This is a genomic window from Sorangiineae bacterium MSr11954 (assembly GCA_037157815.1).
In the GTDB taxonomy this organism is placed as follows: Bacteria; Myxococcota_A; Polyangia; order Polyangiales; family Polyangiaceae; genus Pendulispora; species Pendulispora albinea.
Genome location: CP089984.1, coordinates 4422289 through 4442066, shown reverse-complemented (window position 1 = coordinate 4442066; position 19778 = coordinate 4422289). Strand labels below are relative to the sequence as shown.

At 64.8% G+C, this 19778-nt stretch carries 14 protein-coding genes; 7 read left to right on the top strand and 7 right to left on the bottom strand.

Annotated elements, in window-relative coordinates:
- Positions 1 to 72: 72 nt before the first annotated feature.
- On the bottom strand, positions 73 to 1614 hold the full coding sequence (locus LZC94_17500; protein WXB19021.1) for an ABC transporter substrate-binding protein: 1542 nt from the start codon (positions 1612 to 1614) through the stop codon (positions 73 to 75).
- Between the two features lie 115 nt (positions 1615 to 1729).
- Between LZC94_17500 and LZC94_17495 the strand changes: the two genes are divergently transcribed.
- Positions 1730 to 2185, top strand: coding sequence for a hypothetical protein (locus LZC94_17495; GenBank protein WXB19020.1), 456 nt, complete (start codon positions 1730 to 1732; stop codon positions 2183 to 2185).
- 535 nt (positions 2186 to 2720) lie between these two features.
- Here LZC94_17495 and LZC94_17490 read toward each other — a convergent pair.
- The gene (locus LZC94_17490) at positions 2721 to 3164 is read right to left on the bottom strand and encodes an SRPBCC domain-containing protein (GenBank protein ID WXB19019.1); all 444 of its coding nucleotides are present in this window, start codon (positions 3162 to 3164) and stop codon (positions 2721 to 2723) included.
- A 3-nt stretch (positions 3165 to 3167) separates the two neighbouring features.
- Complete coding sequence (locus tag LZC94_17485; GenBank protein WXB19018.1) at positions 3168 to 3521, bottom strand: metalloregulator ArsR/SmtB family transcription factor; 354 nt, start codon at positions 3519 to 3521, stop codon at positions 3168 to 3170.
- 312 nt (positions 3522 to 3833) lie between these two features.
- Between LZC94_17485 and LZC94_17480 the strand changes: the two genes are divergently transcribed.
- On the top strand, positions 3834 to 5072 hold the full coding sequence (locus LZC94_17480; protein WXB19017.1) for a hypothetical protein: 1239 nt from the start codon (positions 3834 to 3836) through the stop codon (positions 5070 to 5072).
- 351 nt (positions 5073 to 5423) lie between these two features.
- On the opposite strand, the gene LZC94_17475 is transcribed toward LZC94_17480, so the two are convergent.
- Complete coding sequence (locus LZC94_17475; GenBank protein WXB19016.1) at positions 5424 to 6806, bottom strand: sigma 54-interacting transcriptional regulator; 1383 nt, start codon at positions 6804 to 6806, stop codon at positions 5424 to 5426.
- A gap of 213 nt (positions 6807 to 7019) precedes the next feature.
- Between LZC94_17475 and ureA the strand changes: the two genes are divergently transcribed.
- The 3 genes from ureA to LZC94_17460 are packed head-to-tail and all read left to right on the top strand — an operon-like array spanning position 7020 to position 9098.
- Positions 7020 to 7700 (top strand): urease subunit gamma, encoded by a 681-nt coding sequence (gene ureA, locus LZC94_17470; GenBank protein ID WXB19015.1) that lies wholly within the window; start codon positions 7020 to 7022, stop codon positions 7698 to 7700.
- A 27-nt stretch (positions 7701 to 7727) separates the two neighbouring features.
- Positions 7728 to 8003 carry a hypothetical protein gene (locus LZC94_17465; protein ID WXB19014.1) on the top strand — a complete coding sequence of 92 codons (276 nt, stop codon included), beginning with the start codon at positions 7728 to 7730 and terminating at the stop codon, positions 8001 to 8003.
- Positions 8004 to 8024: 21 nt separating this feature from the next.
- Positions 8025 to 9098 (top strand): hypothetical protein, encoded by a 1074-nt coding sequence (locus tag LZC94_17460; GenBank protein WXB19013.1) that lies wholly within the window; start codon positions 8025 to 8027, stop codon positions 9096 to 9098.
- 12 nt (positions 9099 to 9110) lie between these two features.
- Here LZC94_17460 and LZC94_17455 read toward each other — a convergent pair whose 3' ends face one another.
- Positions 9111 to 11564 (bottom strand): protein kinase, encoded by a 2454-nt coding sequence (locus tag LZC94_17455; protein WXB19012.1) that lies wholly within the window; start codon positions 11562 to 11564, stop codon positions 9111 to 9113.
- Between the two features lie 198 nt (positions 11565 to 11762).
- Positions 11763 to 13583 (bottom strand): bifunctional metallophosphatase/5'-nucleotidase, encoded by a 1821-nt coding sequence (locus tag LZC94_17450; protein WXB19011.1) that lies wholly within the window; start codon positions 13581 to 13583, stop codon positions 11763 to 11765.
- 246 nt (positions 13584 to 13829) lie between these two features.
- On the opposite strand from LZC94_17450, the gene LZC94_17445 reads away from it, so the two are divergent.
- Positions 13830 to 15473 (top strand): FAD-dependent oxidoreductase, encoded by a 1644-nt coding sequence (locus LZC94_17445; protein WXB19010.1) that lies wholly within the window; start codon positions 13830 to 13832, stop codon positions 15471 to 15473.
- Between the two features lie 523 nt (positions 15474 to 15996).
- A complete protein-coding gene (locus LZC94_17440) occupies positions 15997 to 16386 on the top strand; it encodes a hypothetical protein (GenBank protein WXB19009.1) in 390 nt (129 codons plus the stop codon).
- Positions 16387 to 16528: 142 nt separating this feature from the next.
- Here LZC94_17440 and LZC94_17435 read toward each other — a convergent pair whose 3' ends face one another.
- Positions 16529 to 19579, bottom strand: a complete 3051-nt coding sequence (locus LZC94_17435) for a serine/threonine-protein kinase (GenBank protein WXB19008.1) — start codon at positions 19577 to 19579, stop codon at positions 16529 to 16531.
- Positions 19580 to 19778 lie beyond the last annotated feature (199 nt).

Genomic DNA, 19778 nt, shown 5'->3' with positions numbered 1-19778 from the left:
CTTCCTCCCTCTACCTCGACGAGCCGCAGTGCTCTTTCACGATGATCTTTTAGCATCACTCACGCCACGGGCTTAGTAAACCTGTATTTCAATCCCCTCTTGCCAGAAGTAGACGTTCTTGAAGCTCCCGTTCGGCTGAATGGCGGTGCCCCATACGCTCTTCGTGTAATTGTGATCCGCCGGCTGGCCACCCCGCGCGGGCGAGAAGCCCGAGCCTGCCCCGAGACCGAGCGAGACATCGCGCAGGTTCTCGAAGGTATTGATGAGATTGTCCGCCGTGTACGAACCATTCTGAGCGAGGAGCCCCTCCACGAAGACGTGGGCGGTGATATAGCCCTCGAACGACGTATAGTTTCGTCGCGACGCATCCGGGACCATTCGTTGGTAGTCCCTCACGATGGCCGACTCGTCCTGCGCATAATTCGGCACGACCTGCGAGACGAAGACGTTCTCCGTGTATCGCGAACCAGCTGAGGCCAACAAGGTGGCGAGCGAGTTCGGTCCGACGAACGACACGTTGCTGAAGAAGACGATGAGCCGCTTCGCGTCCTCGGCGGGGAGCTGAGCGCGCCAGTCTTGAATCTCTTTGATGAAGTCCGCGCCCGCACTGTAGGTGTCCGTCATCAAGACGCCGACGTAGTGCGTGGCCGTATTTCCTTTGAGGATATTGTTTTGGATATGCGTAATCGCATTCCGCCCCGCGTCTCGACCAGCCCCAATGATATTGCGTTCGTATTGGAATCGTGGGATGGCCGTGTCGTCGGGGAGCTGCGGTAGTTTGCGCGAGGCCTGCTGGGACAGGGCCTTGTACGCGTTCACGAGGCCCGTGTAGCCGGCCTGTCCGTAGGTATCTTTCTGATCGAAGCTGATGAGGTGCTGGTAGTCCGTGACGTGGCACCCTCCACCCTCGCACCGCGGGTAGAGAAAGTACTCGAGCGTGGCGCGCGCTTCCTGCGCGTAGCTCGCCCGTACATTGAAGATGAATCGTTTGCACGGCCCCGCAAGGTCGTCGCGAAGCATCAATGTCGCGCCGGTGAACGCGCCGAAGAACAAGGTCTCGGTCTCCACCGCGATCGGCGCAAAGCGCACCATGGTGGGCGTCCCCACGTTCCCGAGAATGGCGAGGACGGAGCCGGGCCCGCGTTCGAGGCGGGTGGTGGACACCGGGGGCTCCGTGGGCGGTGTGTCCTTGGTGGACGGGCATCGCGGCGGGAGGCTGGTCGCCGCGCGCACATCGAGCAACTCGCCGGCATTGCTCTGGGCGGACGCCGGCACATAGCCATCGTCCTTGAACACGAGCTCCAATTGGCGACCGCGAACGCCGCCCTTGTCGTTCTGCTCTTTGAACGCAAGCTGGATGCCTTCGCTCATCTGGTTGCCCAGGTCCTGGTTCGGTCCAGTGGCCGGCGCGGAGATGCCGATGCGCAGAGGAGCCTTGTCCGGCGAGACGCAAGACGCTTGGGAAAGGCTCGCGTTTCCGGCTTGACCCGCGGGGACGCAGACCAAACTGGTCCCACAATCGCTGTCGACCTTACACTCCCGCGGCGAAAATTCGACCGAGCATGCGACCGCCAGGGGCGCGCTTGCCACCAGCACCTTCGCAAAAAGTCTCATTCGGCCCGCCCCCATGATTCCTCCCGCGCTCACGCGGCCCCTCGTTGTATTTTCACACGCATTCCCAAAGTAGGATGCCCCTTGATCAGACGACAAACTGAAGAGTTAGAAGAACTTGGATCGTTTGCGAAGAGGGAAACTCTTCTACGACAATCTTACGGTTGAGGCTACGTCCAGTTTCACCAAGGTCAAGAGTCGTCTCTTGGACATCCCTGCTTCTTCTTCACCTTCCTTCCCCGCCTCCCTTCTTCTTCTTCCTCTTCGTCTTCTTTCTCGCTCCGCCGACATTCATCGGCTGCTTGCGCGCTTCTTCGAGCGATGCTCACCAGCACCCGATCCTATCGTTACGCCTTCCATGACGTCCACGTCCATCGGAGAACGACGAGGAATGGCAGCCATTGTCGTGATCGCAAACGCCATGCGAACTTCAGCTTGTCGCCTGCGCGGCGACGTGCTTCGCGCCTCGGTGGGGGCTTTGTTGCGAATCTGCGCGCGTGACAACGTTATCTTCGTCGATGGACGCGCGGTCCCAGTGCGCAAGGCGCGCCCTGCGCATGGCGGGGACGTGTGATCGCGCGGGCGGTGCGCGTGCGAACCTTGACGGTGAACTGTGCGCGACGTGACGTTCGCGATCGTCACGCGAGGTGAGCGATCGTCATGTAACGGTCTCCGTCGCGACGTGTGTCGCGGCGACCTTCGGGATCGCGGGCGATGGTCGATATCGCTCAGCGGTGTGCGATCGAAGGCACGTGATGGACGATGCGACGTGATGGCGTGACGAGGGACGGCGGGAAGACGTAACGAATGGAACGTGCTGGCGGGACGACGGGAAGACGGAGACGCGGTCGGATGGAATGGAGCGATCCGCGGGCGCGCGCTCATTCGCAGGCGCTCGCGCTCATTCGCGGGCGCGCGCTCATTCGCGGACCTCGCTCTCATTAAAGAGGATGCACCCGCGCGGGGGTTCGGGCGCTTCCTGGTCGACGCAATTACCAGGACTCATGTCCTGGCAGTGCGTGGACCTCGGTGGACGCGCTCACCTCCCCTGCGCGCGGCGCGAGCTCGTCGTGGAGCTCGCGCGGCTGCACGGGTCCAGCAGGGGTGATCTACTTCGGCTCGACGAAGGCGGCGATGGCGGCAGCGATGTCCGTCCAGCCATCGAGGTGGCTCTTACGCCATTTTTCGGTAGGTAGGCCGGAGTGGACGATGCGGAGATCCGTGGCTTCGCCGATGGGGGTCAGCTCGACTTTGACGATCGACTCCTTGCCCTCGGTGCCCTCGGACATCCACGTGAACTCGACCAGGCGCGGGCGCTCGACGCGGAGGTAGCGGCCGTAGTGGGCCCAGAGCTTGTTGTCGTAGGCGACCTCCAAAAAGTAAAGCTTGCCGGGTTCCGCCTCGAGCACGAGCTGGGTCGTGTCAAACCATTTGCGGAACTTCTCGGGATCGGTCCATGCGGCGAAGACAGCCTCCGGCGGCGCTTGGATGCGGCGGGAGACGGTGAGGCCAAAGAGATCCTGAGGGGCTTTCGGGTACGAGGCGGAGGACATGGTTCATCGGTCCTTCTTGTTGGGTGCCGCGGGGGCGGTTTGAGGTGGGGTGGTCAGGAAAGCCTCGAGTCGATCGAGACGGTCGTTCCAGAAGCGCTCGTACTGGGAGGTCCACTGCACCACCTCGCGCAAGGGGGCGGCCTCCAAGGTCAGATGATGCTCCCGGCCAATGCGAACCCGGCGTAGAAGCCCGGCTTGTTCGAGCACTTTGATGTGCTTCGAGACGGCGTTGAGGGACATGGCAAAGGGCTCCGCCATGTCGGTGACCCGGCTTGGACCGCGGGCGAGCCGGTCGATGATGGCGCGGCGGGTGGGGTCGGCGAGAGCAGCAAATGCGCGATCGAGGGGGGCCTGCACGTCATTCAACCTTTTAGTTGAGTTTAGCGCGCGCGGGGCTCCCGTCAAGGGCGCGGGTGGTGGCGCGGGGTCGCCCGGGGTCGTGGTGCATGCTCGGCCACTTTTGTGGACTGGTGGTCGACAAGTGCACCGGTGCACCACGGTCAGATTGGGGATAACCCGGGATTTTCTCGGGTGAACGAGGTGCGGGAGCCGGCCCGAGCGGCGGTATCTGCATTGCAGTAGGGGCCGTTGCGGTGGCGATGGCGGTGGCTCTCACCCGCGAAGGCCGAGGGAGCCATGTGGAACGACCTTTCGACAATGAGGTGGCGATTGAAGACGACAACGCTGATCGGGGGCATCTTCGGGGCGCTCATTCTGGGGTGGAGCGGCATGGGGTGCAGCGGCGCGGAGTCGAGGGACGACTCGGGCTCGGGCAATGGCGGCGACTCCGAGGAGATGTCGGAAGCGGCTTTGACGGATGCCGTGGGCACGTCGGCGTATTGTTCGGGGCGCGGTTCGAGCGTGCTTCGGGGTGCGAAGCTGTTCTTCTTCGAGTTCCCGGGGGTCAAAGGAAACGGGCGAACGTGCGCCACGTGCCACCGTCCGGAGGACGGCTTTGCGCTTTCGCCGGCGACGGCGGAGAGGCTCTATCGCTCGAGCAAGGGGCGCGATCCGCTCTTCAAGTCCATCGACGCCGACGACGGCAAGAACGACTATACGAGCCTTCGCACGAAGGGGTTGGTGCGGGTCACCCTGAAGCTGCCGCCGAACGTGAAGCTGGCCGACGATCCGGCCGCCACCACCGTGACGGTGCTGCGCGCGGTGCCCACGGTGCTCAATGCGGCGCTCACGGCGCCGTACCAGCAGGATGGGCGGCAGCCGAATTTGGAGTCGCAGGCGCTGGGGGCGCTCCACGATCACGCGTTGATTCAGCGGGAGCCGGCGAGTCGGGCGCTCGAGGATGTGTCGAACTTCCAGAAGGTGCTCTTCTCGTCGCTGGGGACGTTCGTGCTCGCGAACGCGATCGAGCGCGGGCAGAATCCGCTGCCCAACGTCGATCCGCCGCTCTCGGCGTACGAGAAGCAGGGCAAGGCGCTGTTCGAGGCGAAGTGTTCTTCGCTTTGCCATAGTGGGCCGACGCAGACGGGGTCCAACATTGGGTTTGGGCAGGCGCAGAATATTTTCGTGTCGGGGCCGCGGCCGCCGAAGGTTCCGTTTGGGTTCGAGCCGAGCACGTTGCCGGTTCGGCCTTATATCTTTACGAATCCGGATGGCAGCATGGCGGTTTGTCCGTTGACGCGGAAGGCCGAGCCTTGTCCGAGCACGGATCCGGGGATCGCGTTGATCACGGGGAAGATCGACGATTTCAACTCGTTCGACATTCCGCAGCTGCGGGGTATTCGTTACACGGCGCCGTACTTCCACGACAACAGTGCGGCTACCATGGAAGATATGATGAAGCACTACACCGCCGCGTATGAGTTTTTGATTGGCGTGGGGGTGCCGGGGATTCCGCATTTGCCCGTAGAGGACTATGGGCCGATGATTGCGTATATGAACAAGCTTTGACGTTTATGGTTCTTCGGGGCGCCTTTGTTCTCCGGGGCGCCTCGGGAACGACTTCTTCTCGGATGCGCCTCGGGAACGACTTCTTCTCGAATGCGCCTCGGAACGACTTCTTCTCGAATGCGCCTCGGAACGACTTCTTCTCGGATGCGCCTCGGAACGACTTCTTCTCGAATGCGCCTCGGAACGACTTCTTCTCGAATGCGCCTCGGAACGACTTTTTCTACGAAGGTTCGAGACGCCTCGAAAGCGTTTTTTTTACGAAGGAGCCGCCTCGAAAAGCGACTTCTTCTACGAAGGTTCGAGACGGTGCGGGAACGGCTTCTCGTCGAAGATTGGGTCGGACGACGGGGCTTAGAGCAGGTGTTTGCGGATGAGGCGATAGAGGTAGGTGCGGTCGACGCCGGCTTCGCGGGCGGCGTTGGAGACGTTGCGGTCGTGGCGGGCCAGGAGGCGGCGGACGTATTCGCGTTCGCCGGCGTCGATCCAGGTTTCGCGGAAGCGTTTGAAGTCGGCGTCGAAGGCGGAGGACTCGAAGTCGCTGGGAGGAATGGGCGCGGGGCCGCCGGCCGTGGGGACGAGGCTCGGGGGTGGCGCCGTGCGCGAAGAGGGAATGGGGCGGCCTTCCGCGGCGGTGTCGCTGAAGGAGAGGGCCTCTTTGGCGCCCATGACGGCAGCGCGGTGCACGAAGTTGCGAAGGGCGCGGACGTTGCCGAGCCACGGGCGCTTGGTGAGCTGGGACACGAGCTCGGGGCTGGCGGCGACGCCGCGCGGTAAGAAGCGCTCGACCAGCAAGGGGACGTCGTCGAGGTGCTCGCGCAAGGGGGGGACGGTCACCGGTAGGACCGCGAGGCGGAAATAAAGGTCTTCGCGGAAGGCGCCGGCGTTGACCATGGTGCGGATGTCCCGGTGGGTCGCCGAGAGGAAACGGACGTTGACCTTGCGGCGCGAGGTCTCGCCGACCCGGCGGATGGTGCTCGACTCGAGCGCGCGCAAGAGACGCGGCTGGACCGACATGGGCAGATCGCCAATCTCGTCGAGGAAGACGGTGCCGCCGTCGGCCGCCTCGATGGCGCCGGTGCGCGCGGTGGTGGCGCCGGTGAACGCGCCCTTGGCGTGGCCGAACAGCTCGCTCTCGATGAGGCTCTCGGGGAGCGCCGCGCAGTCCACGATGACGAAGGGCCTGTCGACGCGCGGTGAAGCTTCGTGGATGGCTTGCGCGACCAGCTCTTTCCCCGTGCCCGTTTCGCCTTGAATGAGCACCGGGGAGTCGGCCTTGGCGATGTTGGCCAAATAGGCGAAGAGGGCGCGCATGACCGGCGTTCGGCCGACGAGCGGTCCGAAGCTCTCCTCGGGCCAGAGCTCGGGTGGCTGCTGCTCGCCATCGTAGACCACCGTGAGCTCGGTCACCCCGAGCTTGACCTTGCTGCCGTCGGCCACGCGCGCGCTCGATACCAGGACGCCTTCGACGAAGGTGCCGTTTCGGCTGCCCAGATCGCGGATCCACACGCCGTCCTCGCGCAGCTCGATCTCGGCGTGGAGCCGGGAGACGGTGGTGTCCGTGATCACAACGCTCACGCCGCTGGCGGAGCCCAGGAGCGTGGAGCGCAGCGCGAGCTTCACTTTGTGGTGCCCCCGAAGGTCGCGCCACATCAAATGGGGACAGGGCGCGGCTTTGGCCCGAGGCTCGAACGTCTGTACTTTGGTATGCTCGCCGGGCGGAACTGCGGTGCGCATGAAGGGAACGCCCCATCATGTTCTGTCCGAAGCGGCGCCGCAAGGGCGGTCACCTTAACCTGGACGTCCGGAGGTGCATGCTGGTCTTGTCCGGCGCCTCGTCCTAGGTCTCGTCCGGGTCGGGTCCACCGCCTCGGTCGCGGTGGGTCCGCGTCGGAGAAGCACCGCTCCAGGCGCTCTTGCAACGCAGCGTGGCGAGTCCATGATGGAGGCATGCATCTTTCGCCGCGCGACATCGATAAGCTCGTCCTGCATCAAGCCGGATTTCTCGCGCAGAAGCGCCTCGCACGCGGCGTTCGCTTGAATTACCCGGAGGCGGTTGCGCTGCTCGCCACCCAGCTGCTCGAGTGGATCCGGGACGGGCGCTCCGTGGCGGAGTTGATGGATCTCGGCCGGCGGGTCCTCGGGCGAAGGCAGGTGCTCCCCAACGTACCCGAAATGCTCCACGAAGTGCAGGTCGAGGGTACGTTCGACGATGGTACCAAGCTGGTCACGGTGCACGATCCCATCGTGCGCGAGGACGGCGATCTGTCCTTGGCGCTGTACGGCAGCTTTCTACCGGTGCCCGATCCCGCGGTCTTCGGCGCGACGTCCGAGGTGGAGGCGTCGCCCGCCGGCGCCATCTCCGTCGCACCGGGCGAGGTGGAGCTCTACGCGGGGCGGCGCCGCACGACCTTGACGGTGACCAGCCGCGGGGATCGGCCGATTCAAGTGGGGAGTCATTATCCCTTTTCGAGAACGAACGCGGCGCTCGAGTTCGACCGGGCGCTCGCCGAGGGAAAGCACCTCGACGTCCCCGCAGGAACGGCCGTGCGCTTCGAGCCGGGTGAGACGCGCACCGTGACCTTGGTCGATGACGCGACGGCGGCCAGCGCAGCTCGCGCGGCCAGCTGACCGGACGAAGGAGAGCGAGGAAGCGCCATGGCACCGCCTTATCGGAACGAGGTCGAGTCGCTCCGCGCGGAGAACGAGCGCCTTCGCGCGGAGCTCGGGGCGCAGCGCCCGAGGCGGCCGAGGTGGAGGCGCCCCTGGGTGACGGCGCTCCTGATCGCCCTGGAGCTGATCGCGCTGTTCGCGCTGCAGCCCTGGCTCAACGCGCCCAGCGACGTTCGGTTTTGGGGCGCGGTGGCGATCCTCGTGGCGCTAGGGATCGCGGCGGCGCTCAGCGCTTTCGGGCATGGACGAAGAGCGGATTGAATCGGCGAAAGGTGAAGGGCGATGGCGATCAAGTTGAATCCCCCGAGCGCGGATGGGAAAACGGTGTTCCGAATCATTTCGTCGGTCGCCGTGTTGTTGGTGCTTGTGTTCGTGGGGTGCGCCACCACGCAGCGCATCGACGCGGGGCACGTCGGGGTGCGGGTGAAGCTCGCGGGGAGCGAGCGCGGTGTGCAAGACGCGCCGGTGGTCACCGGCTACGTCTTTTTCAATCCGCTGACGGAGCAGATCATCGAGTTTCCCACCAGCGTGCAAAACGTGGTGTGGACGCAGGCCGCCCACGAGGGCCGTCAGATCGACGAGTCGATTACGTTCTCGTCGAGCGAGGGCGTGAACGTCAACGCCGACATCGGCCTCTCGTTCCACATCGAGCCCACCTTGGTGCCGCGGCTGTATGGGCGGTTTCGGCAGAACAACTTGAACGTGCTCGCCGATGGATACGTGCGCAACACGGTGCGCGAGGCCTTCAACGACGTGGCCTCGAAGCTGCCCGTCCAAGACGTGTACGGCTCCGGTAAATCGAAGATGCTCTCCGACGTCACCGCCAAATGCCGGGAGGTGCTGGACAAGGACGGCTTCGTCATCGACCAATTGACCATCAACGGTGCCCTGCGCCTGCCGCAGAACGTGGCCGACGCCATCAACCGCGCGATGGAGGCCACCCAAAACGCGATCCAGAGCGAGAACAAGGTGCGCCAGGTGAAGGCCGAGGCGGACCAAGCGATCACGCAAGCGCACGGCGCGGCCGAAGCCGCCCGGCAAAAGGCGCAAGGCGACGCCGATGCGCTCTTGATCCGTGCGCGCTCGGAGGCGCGGGCCAACGAGATCATTCGGTTGTCCACCAGCCCCGCGATCCTTCAGTACCGCGCGCTCGAGCATTGGGATGGGAAGCTGCCCACCTTCAACGGCGCCGGGCAGCTGCCGATGCTCACCTTCGACGCCGCGAAGCTCGGCGTGGGGCTCGACGAGAACACGCGCCAAAAGCGGCTCAAGGACCTGCTCGCCGAGGACAAGGCGGAGAGCGGGAGCGGCAGCTCGCCGACCCCGCCCTCCCCCGCCGCGCCGGCCCCGAAATAGCCTGCGGGAGCGCTACTCCGGCGCCAGCCAGACCTCGACGCGCCGGTTGCGTTCGCGACCGGACTCGTCGATGTTGGAGGCGACGGCCATCTCGGAGCCGAAGCCGTCGACCGTGGCCGGATGAACGCCGCGGGCGGAGAGCTCGTCGCCGACGGCTTTGGCGCGCTCGCGCGAGAGGCGCAGGTTCTGGGTGGCGTCGCCGGTGCCGTCGGAGAACCCCAGCAAAAGGACGCGGGCGCCCGGCTGGCCATTGAGGAAGGACACGACGCGGTCGAGATCGCGCGTGCCGCGGCTGTCGAGCTCATTTTTGCCGGTGCGGAAGCGAAAATCGAGCGAGAGGCGGCGCGCTTTTTTGATGGTCCCGAGGTAGCGCGCGGAGCAGCGGCCGGTGCACGCGTCGGCGTCGTGCACGCGAACGCTCAAATCGACGAACCCCGAGGCCCGCACCGCGGCCTGCCCCTCGGGCGAGAGCGCGAAGGTGACGAGCTCGCGGGTGAGAGGGCTGGTCGGGCGCGAGCCCGTGTAGAAGTAGAGGCGGCGCGAGAGCATGTAACCCTCGGTGGTGACCGTGAAGGGCGAAGGGAACATCGGGGGCGCCCCGCGATCGGAGACCGCGAGCGCGGTGGCCGAGCGGATGTACGCGAGGCCGATGAAGCCGATGCCCCCCGGATCGTTGGCGACGGCGTCGGAGAGCGCGTCGCTGTCGGCGAAGCGCTTGGCCGCGGGGCTCAACTTCTCTTTCCCCAGGATGAAATGCTTGAACGTATCGTACGTGCCCGAGGCGTCGTCGCGCGCGAAGACGCTGATGGGGCCTTGGGCGCCCCCGACCTCCGACCAATCCTTCACGGCGCCCGTGAAGACGCGGCGGAGCTGATCGGCGTCGAGCGCGCGCACCTTGCTGTTCGGGTGCACGACCACCGCGATGCCGTCGAGCGCGATCACGTGCTCGTTGGCGGGCGAGCGCATCTCCCCGAGCCCTTTTTGCGCGAGCAGCGCGTTCTCGTCGTCGTGAACGGCGCGCGAGGCCATGCCCACGTCGCACGTTCCATTCGCGAGGCCCTGGAAGGCGGTGGCCGTCCCCTCGGCCTCGATGGAGACGATTTGAACGCGCTCGTCCGGCCTGCCGGCGCGGATATCGACGGACGCCGGCTTCTTCCCCGGCGTGCGCGACGTGGTGGTGATCCCCTTCTTCTTGAAGTACGCCTCGACCAGCGCCGGCGCGAGCTCGGCGCCGATGGTGTTGGAGCCGCAGAGCCTGAGCACCCGCTCGCCGCCGGCATCGGCGAGGGCGGCCACGGCCTCCTGCGATCCGGGCGCGATGGCGGCCTTCTTCCGGAGGCCGTTGGAGACGAACAACCCCGCGATCCCTGCGACCGCGGCGACGGCCACGCCGGCCATGATCAAGGTGCCGCGGCGCCCTTTGGCCTCGGACGCAGGCACCTTGGGCGGGTGCAACGTGGAATAAATCGGATGGCTGGTCGACTGCGGCGTGGAGCCCGAAGCGCCCGGCGCGACGACCAAGGTGGGCACCGATTCGATGCTGCGCTCGCCGTCTTGTGCGCGGATGCACTCGCTGATGCGCGCGCGCACGGTGGAGCGCTCTTTCTCGAACAGGGTCGCGACCCACGCGCCCAGTTTGTCGCGGCCGAGGGGGCGCACGCCCACCTCGTCGAAGTACGCTTCGAGCGCGGTGCGCATCTCGAGGGCGGTCTCGAAGCGGGCGCTCGCGTCTTTTTCGAGGGCGCGGGCGCAGATGGCGTCGAGCAGGGGGTGGATGTGGTGCACGACCGTGGAGAGGCGCGGGATCTCTTCGAGCAGGAGCTTGTGCATCGCCTCCATGGGCGTGTCGGCTCGAAAGAGGCGGCGTTGCGCGAGCAGCTCCCAGAGCACGATGCCGGTGGCGAAGACGTCGACGCGCCGGTCGATGGGATCGCCGCGCACTTGCTCGGGCGCCGTGTACGAGGGCTTGCCTTTGAAGGTGCCCACGGCGGTGGCCGTGTTGCTGAGAACGGTGCGCGCGATGCCGAAGTCGACCAGCTTCACCTCGCCGTCGTACGTCACGAAGATGTTCTGAGGGCTCACGTCGCGGTGCACGATGCCGAGGGGCATGCCGTCGAAGTCGTGAAGCTCGTGGGCGTAGTGAAGGCCGCTCAGCGCATCGATGACGATCTGCACCGCCAACGGCGCCTCGATCGGTCGGTTCGCGCGAAAGGCGGCGGTGGCGATGCGCCCGAGCGGTTGCCCCTCGAGGTACTCCATCGCGATGAAGTTCTCTCCATCGTGGGCGCCCACCTCGAGCGTCTGCACCACGTTGGGGTGACGAAGCCGCGCGGCCAGACGCGCTTCGTCGAGCAGCATGGCGCGGTAGGTATCCTCCTCCGCGACATCGGCGCGCAGCTTTTTGACGACGACGAGCTTGCGAAAGCCCTGGGGACCGCTCTGGAGCGCCAGGTAGACATCCGCCATCCCTCCGCGTCCGAGGGTTGCAACGAAGCGATACTTACCAAAGCGTGCTGAAGTAGCCACTTGCTATTGGGAGCGAAAATTACCGTACTTGAATGTCAGCTCTGTGACGCTTGTGTCACGCTGACGTTCGAGCGACGTATGCACGCTGCGCGTTCGCGCTGCCCGCGTTCATCCGATCCGCGCGCGCGGCGCGATCGATCACGGCAAGCGCGTGATGCGATCGAGCGCGGGCGGCTTGAGCGGGTTGTTGGCCTTCATGTATGCGATGAGCGCGTCGAGGTCGATCGGACCGTTGGTCGGGTTGGTCGCCTTCTTGAACTCATCGAATCCATCGCCGCCTGTGGCGAGGAAGTTGTTCGTCACCACCCGGTAGGTCTTGGCGGGGTCGAGCGCAACGTAACCGCCGGCTTCGCGAACCTGAATGGTGTTTGGCTCGACCACGGGGGCGCCGCCACCGGGCCGCTTGTACGCGTACTTCAAGCCCGCGATCTGGAGGATGCCCTTGCCCTGCTGGTTGAGCAAGGTTTCGATCTGGGCGCCGGTCAAGCTCACCGTGACGAGGTAGTTCGTAAAGGGCTGCACCGTAAAGGCTTGCGCGTAGGTCATGGTGCCCGGGCTGGCCTCGCTGCACCCGTCGCAAGGAACGCTGGCGCGCACGCCGCCGGCGTTCATGAGCGCGATGACCGCGTCGTACCCGGGCTTTTTGGGGTCTTGCATGCCCGCGAGCATGGCATCGGCGATGACATCACCGATGATCCACTCGCCCGAGGCGCTGGTGGTGTCCTTGGTGAGGGCTCCGGTGATGCGCCCGATGGGCTCGTTGCCCACGGGGCCGGCGAGGGTCTTGTACGTGTCGAGGATCTGCTTCACGGCCGGATCGGGCGCGATGTCGCGCGTGACGATGTGGTTCTTCGCGCTCTTCTCCGTCACCTTGTGCTGAACGGGGTCGATCGTCAGCTCGACCTGCGTGACGACACGCCCGAACGACGCCGCGCTGGTCACCAGCTTCTCGCCGCCGGCACCGTCGCGCACTTTGCAATTGTACGCTTGGTGCGTGTGCGCGCTAAAGACGACGCTCACCGCCGGATCGAGCTTCTTCGCGATGTCGACGATGGTGCCGCTCTCGACCCCGCAGTCGCTGTACACCGTGCCCGGGAGCGGGATGTTCCCTTGGTGCAGGAGCACCACGATGGCGCTCGCCCCCTCGCCTTTGATCTTGGGAATCAGCTCGTTGACTGTGGCCACCTCATCATCGAACTTGAGCCCGGCGACGGCCGACGGCACGGTGACCGACGGCGTGTCCTTGAGGGTCATCCCGATGAACGCGACCTTTTGTCCGCCGAGCTCCTTGATGCCATACGCGGGAAAGATGGTGCGGTCCTTGGCCACGTCGACATTGGCCGCGAGGTAGCGGTATTTGGCCCCCGGAAAGTCGGCGATGTCGGGCGGGCAGCCCTTGGTCGGGTGACAGCCGCCATATTGCAAGCGCAGAAGCTCGCCCACGCCATGATCGAACTCGTGGTTGCCCACACCATTGAAATCGAGGCCGATGGCGTTCATCGCGAGCACCGTGGGCTCGTCGCTGAAGATGGCCGATACGAGCGGGCTGGCGCCGGTCATATCGCCGGAGGAGACCACGGCGGTGTTCGGGTTCTGGGCCCGGAGCTTGGCGATGTGCGCGGCCAAGAACACCACGCCGCCGGCCGGCACGTTCTTCTTCGTCGAACCGTCGAGGGGGACGCCCGCATCGCCAATCGCGGGATCGTTGCCCTCGGCGAGCACGTTGGCGTTGTTCCCCGTCGGCTCCTCGAGGTTTCCGTGGAAGTCGTTGAAGCCCAAGATTTGGACTTTGACGGGCGCCGTGGAATCGGAGGTCGATGGCGGGGCGCGGTCGATCGATGCGTCGGAGGGGTTGGCCACCAAGGTCGATTCGTCCGAGCACGAGACGGCGAGCGGGATGCTTGCCGCCGCAAGGGCAGCCGGGATCGAGAAGAGCACGGTGGATCGACGAAGACGCATGCGTAAGCCCCGTAGCTGTGACCGGTGACGGATACGCGTCAGCCGAGTGCCATCTAGCGAGCTCTTTTAGCATGCCCCGCGCAGGATTTACTCGGCGAATGCACCTTCCGCGCCGACGGGCTCATGTGGACCTGGGCGGGTCCCCCCTTTTGGAGTCGATCTCGCTGCTTAAAGATGCGACGAAGGGGTCCTAAATACCGGTCTGAAAGCCCGGATCTCCGTCCAGTCCTTCCGTCGTGACCCAATATGTCCAATCTGCGTGTTGCCAATGTCCGCCGTCTCGGTGAAGAGGTCTTCGATGTTCTCGTGGTCGGAGGCGGAATCAACGGCGCCGTCTCGGCGGCCTGTCTCGCGGCGCGCGGCGCGAAGGTCGCGCTGATCGACAAGGGGGACTTCGCGGGGTTCACCAGCCAGCAATCGTCGAACCTGGCGTGGGGCGGCATCAAGTACATGGAGACGTTGGAGTTCGGCCTGGTCCGCAAGCTCTGCGTCTCGCGCAACCATCTGATCCGCAGCTACCCCTCGACGGTGCAGGAAATCCGCTTCTTCGCGGCGCACCCGCGCGGCTTCCGCCACAGCCTGCTCAAGCTGTTCGTGGGAGCGTGGCTCTATTGGTTCATCGGGAGCCTCTTCACCAAGAAGCCGCGCCTCTTGCCGAGGAAGGCCATCGAGCGCGAGGAGCCCGTCATCGATTTGAACGTGAGCGACGGGGGCTTCGAGTACTCCGACGCTTACCTGCACGACAACGACGCGCGCTTCGTCTTCAACTTCGTGCGCGGCGCCCTCAACTACGGCTGCGTGGCCGCCAACTATGTCGAGTCGCTGGGGTCGCGCTACGAAGATGGACTATGGGCGACGCGGGCGCGCGACGTGAACGGCGCCGCGGGCGACGGGCGCGAGTGGACCATTCGCTCGCGCGTCATCATCAACGCGTGCGGTCCGTACGTGGACGCCATGAACTCCAAGGCGGGCGAGACCACGTCGCACCGGCACGTCTTCTCGAAGGGCATTCACCTGATCGTCGATCGCATCACGCCGCATCGACGGGTCATCACTTTGTTCGCCGACGACGGGCGGCCCTTCTTCGTGGTGCCGATGGGGCCGCGCTCGTGCATCGGCACGACCGACACGCGCGTCGACCGCCCCGAGAGCGAGGTCACCGACGAGGACCGGCGCTTCGTGCTCGACAACATCAACAAGCGCCTGCGCCTGAAGAAGCCGCTGACCGAGGCCGACGTCATCGCCGAGCGCTGCGGCGTCCGTCCCCTCGCCATCAGCGGAGGGGGCAATGGGAACACCGACTGGACGCAGCTCTCGCGCAAGCACGCCATCGAGGTGGACGCGTCGCGAAAGCACATCAGCATCTTCGGCGGCAAGCTGACCGACTGCCTCAACGTGGGCGAAGAGGTGGCCGAGTTCGTGCGCGGGCTCGGCATCGATCTCCCCTTCCCCGAGGCGCGCTGGTATGGCGAATCGCCGGAGGAGACACACCGCGAGTTTCTGCACCAAGCGCGCTTGATGAACCTGGACGCGATGACCTCGCCCAGCTCGTCGGAGGTGCTGACGTCGCGCCTCTGGCGGCGCTACGGGGCCGAGGCGCTGGGCCTCCTCGAAGACATCCGCGCCGATCCTGCGATGGCCGAAGTGCTGGTCGAGGGGGCCGAGTACCTTCGCTGTGAAATCGCGCAGGCCGCGCGGCGCGAGATGATCGTCAAGCTGGACGATTTTTTGCGCCGTCGCTCCAAGATCGCGCTGGTCATTCGAAAGGACGTCCTGCGCACGGCGCCGGGGCTGCGGGAGGCATGCAGCATCCTCTTCGGCGAGGACGCGGATCGTCGGTTCGACGAATATTTCGAGGATGCGGCGGCAGCCTACCCGGCCGCGTCCTAATCGAGCGAGTCACGCCAGCAATAGCTGGATCGTTGGCGCCAATGCGGCTCACTTTCGCACGGTCGTAGCGCGCTTTCGTGCATAGCGCCGTCCGACGAGCGAAACACATGGATCACCAAGTGTACCGAACGCACGTATCACCGTACCGTTGTGTACCGTTCGAAACGGTGCACGATCGAGGGGCCAATCGACGAACCGCCGTAGATTCTGACCATTTCGAATCCTTTCCGGGACGCTGACGTCTTCTGTGCAAAGAGAAGCGTCCCTGGCGGACGCCCGAGCTTCTCATTGAAACAGTGAACCTTCTGCGAAAAGGAATGCCATGCGCACACGACGTTTGCTCTCTCTCGTCGTGACCCTGACCGCGACCGCAATGCACGTTGGGATACCCGCTCCGCTTCGGCGAGCGCCTCGCCGACCACATCCGCGAGCGCCCCGCCATGCAACTACCGCGTCCGATACGAAGACGGAATCATTCTACCGTTGAGCGACGGCATGCACGTCGACTTCGGCAATACCCTGCATGTTCGCTGGCGACGTCCTCGACTTTACCTATTCAAACCCGCCAACCAGCGACCCGCTGCACTTCGAGTTCCAGGCGGACGGCAACGCGGTGCTGTACGAAGGCAGCGGCCACACGCGACCCTACTGGGCCTCGGGCACCTGGGGCCCGAATCGCCAGAACTGGCATCTGGCGTTGCAGACCGACGGCAACGTGGTGATCTACGACGGGACAACAATCCGCGATGGGCATCCAACACCTGGGGCTGTGACAACCTTCGGCACGCGGAGCTGGTACTCCAGTTCGACGGGAACCTCGTCATCTATTCCAAGGACGACGATGGCCACCGAAACGCGCTGTGGGACGCCTGGGGCAACAAGAATGGATGCCACTGAGTACGTTCCATTCTGAAACCCCAGTTGGAACACTCCGGGTTGGCAGGGACGTGGCCGGCACCGCACCGAGGGAATGATCCGAGGCTCGACGCCGGCCACCGCGCCACCGCCGTGCGGACGGCGCTCGGTATCGACGGCTTGGCTCCGCGCGCGCATATTTATCGTTGCCGTGCGGAGATCTTGGACAGCCAGGTCTGAACGGCAACACCGTCCTTGGCAAAGGCGCGGGGACCGTGCTGGTAGAGGTTCAGCGCTTCGTCGGCGAGGCGTCGGGCGCGCGCGCGATCACCGCCGGTCCGCCACAGCACCCGTGCGAGGGCGAAACGGATGCCCGCGCGGTACTCGGGCCACGGCTTCGTGGTCCCTTCTTCGAGAAGCTTCTCGGCTCGTTCCAATGCTGCCAGCGCCTCCGGGAGCCGACCGAGCTGCTCGCTTGCCTCGCCGACACACGAAAGCTCCCAGGCGACCAAAACATGGTGGGGTCCGAGCGCACGCGTGCCGGCATCGAGCAATTGCGTACAGAGCTGCAGTGCGTCGCGCCCACGACGCAGGGTGAGCAAAGTATGTCCCAGCTTGACGCCAGCCTTGATGGATTCCGGATGGCCGGCCCCCAGCAATCCCGTAAAGCGTGCGAGAGCTTCCTCGAACATGGTGCGCGCCACGTCGAGCTGCCCTAGCGCCGCCTCAGCACGAGCGATCGCCGCAATCGTACCTGCTTCGGCCCACTCTTCCTTGTTCGCTTTGTGAATGTCGAGCGATCGACGAAAGATGGACAGGGCGGCCGCAGGCTGGTCGTCCTCCAAGTAAGCGTATCCTAGTTCGAATAGTGACAATCCCAGATCGATGGCTGGAATCTCGGAAGGAGATAACTGCTCGACCATGCGAAGGGCACGTTCTCGTACAGTTTGCGCGTCGGCGGCGTCACCTTGTCGGGTCAGCATGCGTGCCAGCCGCGATAGCATTTTTATGAGCTGAGGATGGTCTTTGCCGAACAGTGCTTCGGCCTCCGCCAAAGCCAAGCGCGCGTGTGCAATCCCTTTGTCGAGCTGATTGACGTTCCTCTCTGAATTGACGAGGACATCGTAGATCTCGAGACGTCGCATGTCATTCTCGCCGTATGCGGTTCGTGCCATGTTCAGCGCCGCATTGAACCGGGCGATCGCCAGATCGTCCTTACCGCGGTGCTCGTCGAGGAGACCCAGGGCGTACGAGAGCCTGATGGAAGCTGGCCCGTGCGGATCGAAGCGCTCCACCGTGGCCTCGATGAACGGAACCAGACACTCGATGTCGCTGAAGCGCTCCGTTTGGCTACCTCCCACGATGACCGTGAGCAGCTCAATCCAGACGAGCGGCAGCAACCGTTCGTGGCCACTGGCTTCGGCGTCGGCAAGGGCCTGAACGAGGCTCGACTCCGACGCGGCGTACTCACTGGCAAAGACCTGCGCGACGCCGAGACGGTAATGCGCTTCGGCGATGAGCCCTCGATCCTGCTGCGTGCGCGCCAGCTCGAGCGCTTGCCGTGCCGCTTCCTTGGCCGCGGCCACTTCGTGTGCATCACGGAGCGCCCGGCTTTTCGCGAGAAGGTCGCGAATACGCTCGACGGTGCTGGACGTCCCGATGTCATGCGCACGCAGCGGGGTCAACGCGAGCGCCGCGGAATTGGTGCAGGTCGACAGTGAGCCAAGCTGAATGAGGGCGTCGGGAGCGTAGAGACGCACGTTCGGATCGCCGCCCGAGAAGACATCCGTGACCGCGCGAAGCTCCCGGCGCCGCTCATCGAGGCATGAGTAGGAGCGCCTCTGGATCGCGTTCTCTTCGGCACGCCACCACTCCACGTTCCGGCAGAGATCAATGCTTGTGCGCTTCCATTGGTCCGCATAGCCATCGAGCGTGGCGGCGACTCTGTTCCAGATGTCACGGCCGAATACCTTGCCATCCCCGGCGAACGCGCTCTCGACCTGCATCCGCCGCGGCGGGTCCCAGATCCCGGCGAGCGCCTGGGTCGCGGCCGCGTCACAACGCTGCGCGCGATGTTCTTGGATCGCCGGTCCTCCGATGAGCCCCGCAGCGGCGCACACGACCACTGCGATGGCAACGCCGCGCCGCCGCCGCCGTCGTGGAACCTGGACCAATTCATCGAGGAGGCATTGAAGCGACGGATAGCGACCCGCGGGATCGCTCGACAGGCCGCGAGCTAGCACGCGTAGATAGCCGCGGTCCAAGGGCCGGCTCGGCACCGAGATTTTTCCGGCACAGAGCGCCACCATGGAGAGCCGCCCGTTATCATGGGAGAATGGATGTCGCCCAAATAGCGCTTCGTAGGCGACGATGGAGAAACTGAATTGATCGGCACGTGCATCGATGCGGGACCCCAGGTACTGCTCCGGCGCCATGTAAGCTGGCGTCCCGATACGTACGCCGGTCTCGGTGATACGCCGCTCCAAAAGCGATATCGACGCCTCAGGGGACACCGTCACGAGGTCTTCGGCTTCGTACGTCTCGACGGCGCGTGCCAGCCCGAAGTCGACGACTTTGGCGTGCTGGTTGGCATCGATCAGCACATTTTCGGGCTTGAAGTCGCGATGCACCAAACCGGCGGCGTGCGCCGCGGCAAGACCGCAGCCCGCCTGCTCCAACAGCCGCAGCAAGCTGCGCCGGTCATGCTCTCGGCGGCGCAAGACATCGCGGAAGCTGCTGCCCTCGATGAGTTCCATGGCGAAGAACACCTGCTCGCGAAACTCACCGACGTCGAATACGCTAACGATATGCGGGTGATCCATTTGTGCCAGCGCCTGCGCCTCCCGCAAGAGCCTCGATCGTGACGACGCTTCGCCCACGAGCCTGGGCTCGACGTGTATGAGCTTCACCGCGACGTTGCGATTGAGCTTTGCATCGTAGGCACGGTAGACGCTGCCCATTCCACCTACGCCGATGACATCGATCACGAGATAACGCCCCACGTACGTCCCCGCCCTCAATTCTCCTTTCGACGCCGAGGGTGCGGGCAACGAGGGATCCGACATCGTCGGTTTCAAAGGCGGGGAGCGTGGCGCGAGTGGATCGCTCTTCATGCTCTCACGAACGAGTAGCCCCCACGCCTCGTCGCAGACGGTACATTCGGCCAAGTGCGCCTCGATGAGAGCCTGCGATGCAATCGCCAGATGGCCTTCGAGTAAGGCGGCAAAATCCTCGTGTGTCGGGCATTGCATGGCTGCTCCTTGTGCGGTGCTCGTACTTCGCCGACGAGGTGACGACCATGACGCCGGAAGCTCTCGCGCTCAATCCGTCGATTCTCGAACGGATACCCCACGCGCGAGAACTCAGTCAGCCTGGCATCGAGCCAGCCAGCTCCCTCTCCCGGTCGCGAGTCACAAGATAGATAAAGAACAACAGGTCACCACTCTACGC

Bases quoted from the DNA above. Each gene is read 5' to 3' on its own strand.
- LZC94_17500 (WXB19021.1), bottom strand. From the start codon at position 1,614: ATGAGACTTTTTGCGAAGGTGCTGGTGGCAAGCGCGCCCCTGGCGGTC.
- LZC94_17490 (WXB19019.1), bottom strand. From the start codon at position 3,164: ATGTCCTCCGCCTCGTACCCGAAAGCCCCTCAGGATCTCTTTGGCCTC.
- LZC94_17475 (WXB19016.1), bottom strand. From the start codon at position 6,806: ATGCGCACCGCAGTTCCGCCCGGCGAGCATACCAAAGTACAGACGTTC.
- ureA (WXB19015.1), top strand. From the start codon at position 7,020: ATGCATCTTTCGCCGCGCGACATCGATAAGCTCGTCCTGCATCAAGCC.
- LZC94_17465 (WXB19014.1), top strand. From the start codon at position 7,728: ATGGCACCGCCTTATCGGAACGAGGTCGAGTCGCTCCGCGCGGAGAAC.
- LZC94_17460 (WXB19013.1), top strand. From the start codon at position 8,025: ATGGCGATCAAGTTGAATCCCCCGAGCGCGGATGGGAAAACGGTGTTC.
- LZC94_17455 (WXB19012.1), bottom strand. From the start codon at position 11,564: ATGGCGGATGTCTACCTGGCGCTCCAGAGCGGTCCCCAGGGCTTTCGC.
- LZC94_17450 (WXB19011.1), bottom strand. From the start codon at position 13,583: ATGCGTCTTCGTCGATCCACCGTGCTCTTCTCGATCCCGGCTGCCCTT.
- LZC94_17445 (WXB19010.1), top strand. From the start codon at position 13,830: ATGTCCAATCTGCGTGTTGCCAATGTCCGCCGTCTCGGTGAAGAGGTC.
- LZC94_17440 (WXB19009.1), top strand. From the start codon at position 15,997: ATGTTCGCTGGCGACGTCCTCGACTTTACCTATTCAAACCCGCCAACC.
- LZC94_17435 (WXB19008.1), bottom strand. From the start codon at position 19,579: ATGCAATGCCCGACACACGAGGATTTTGCCGCCTTACTCGAAGGCCAT.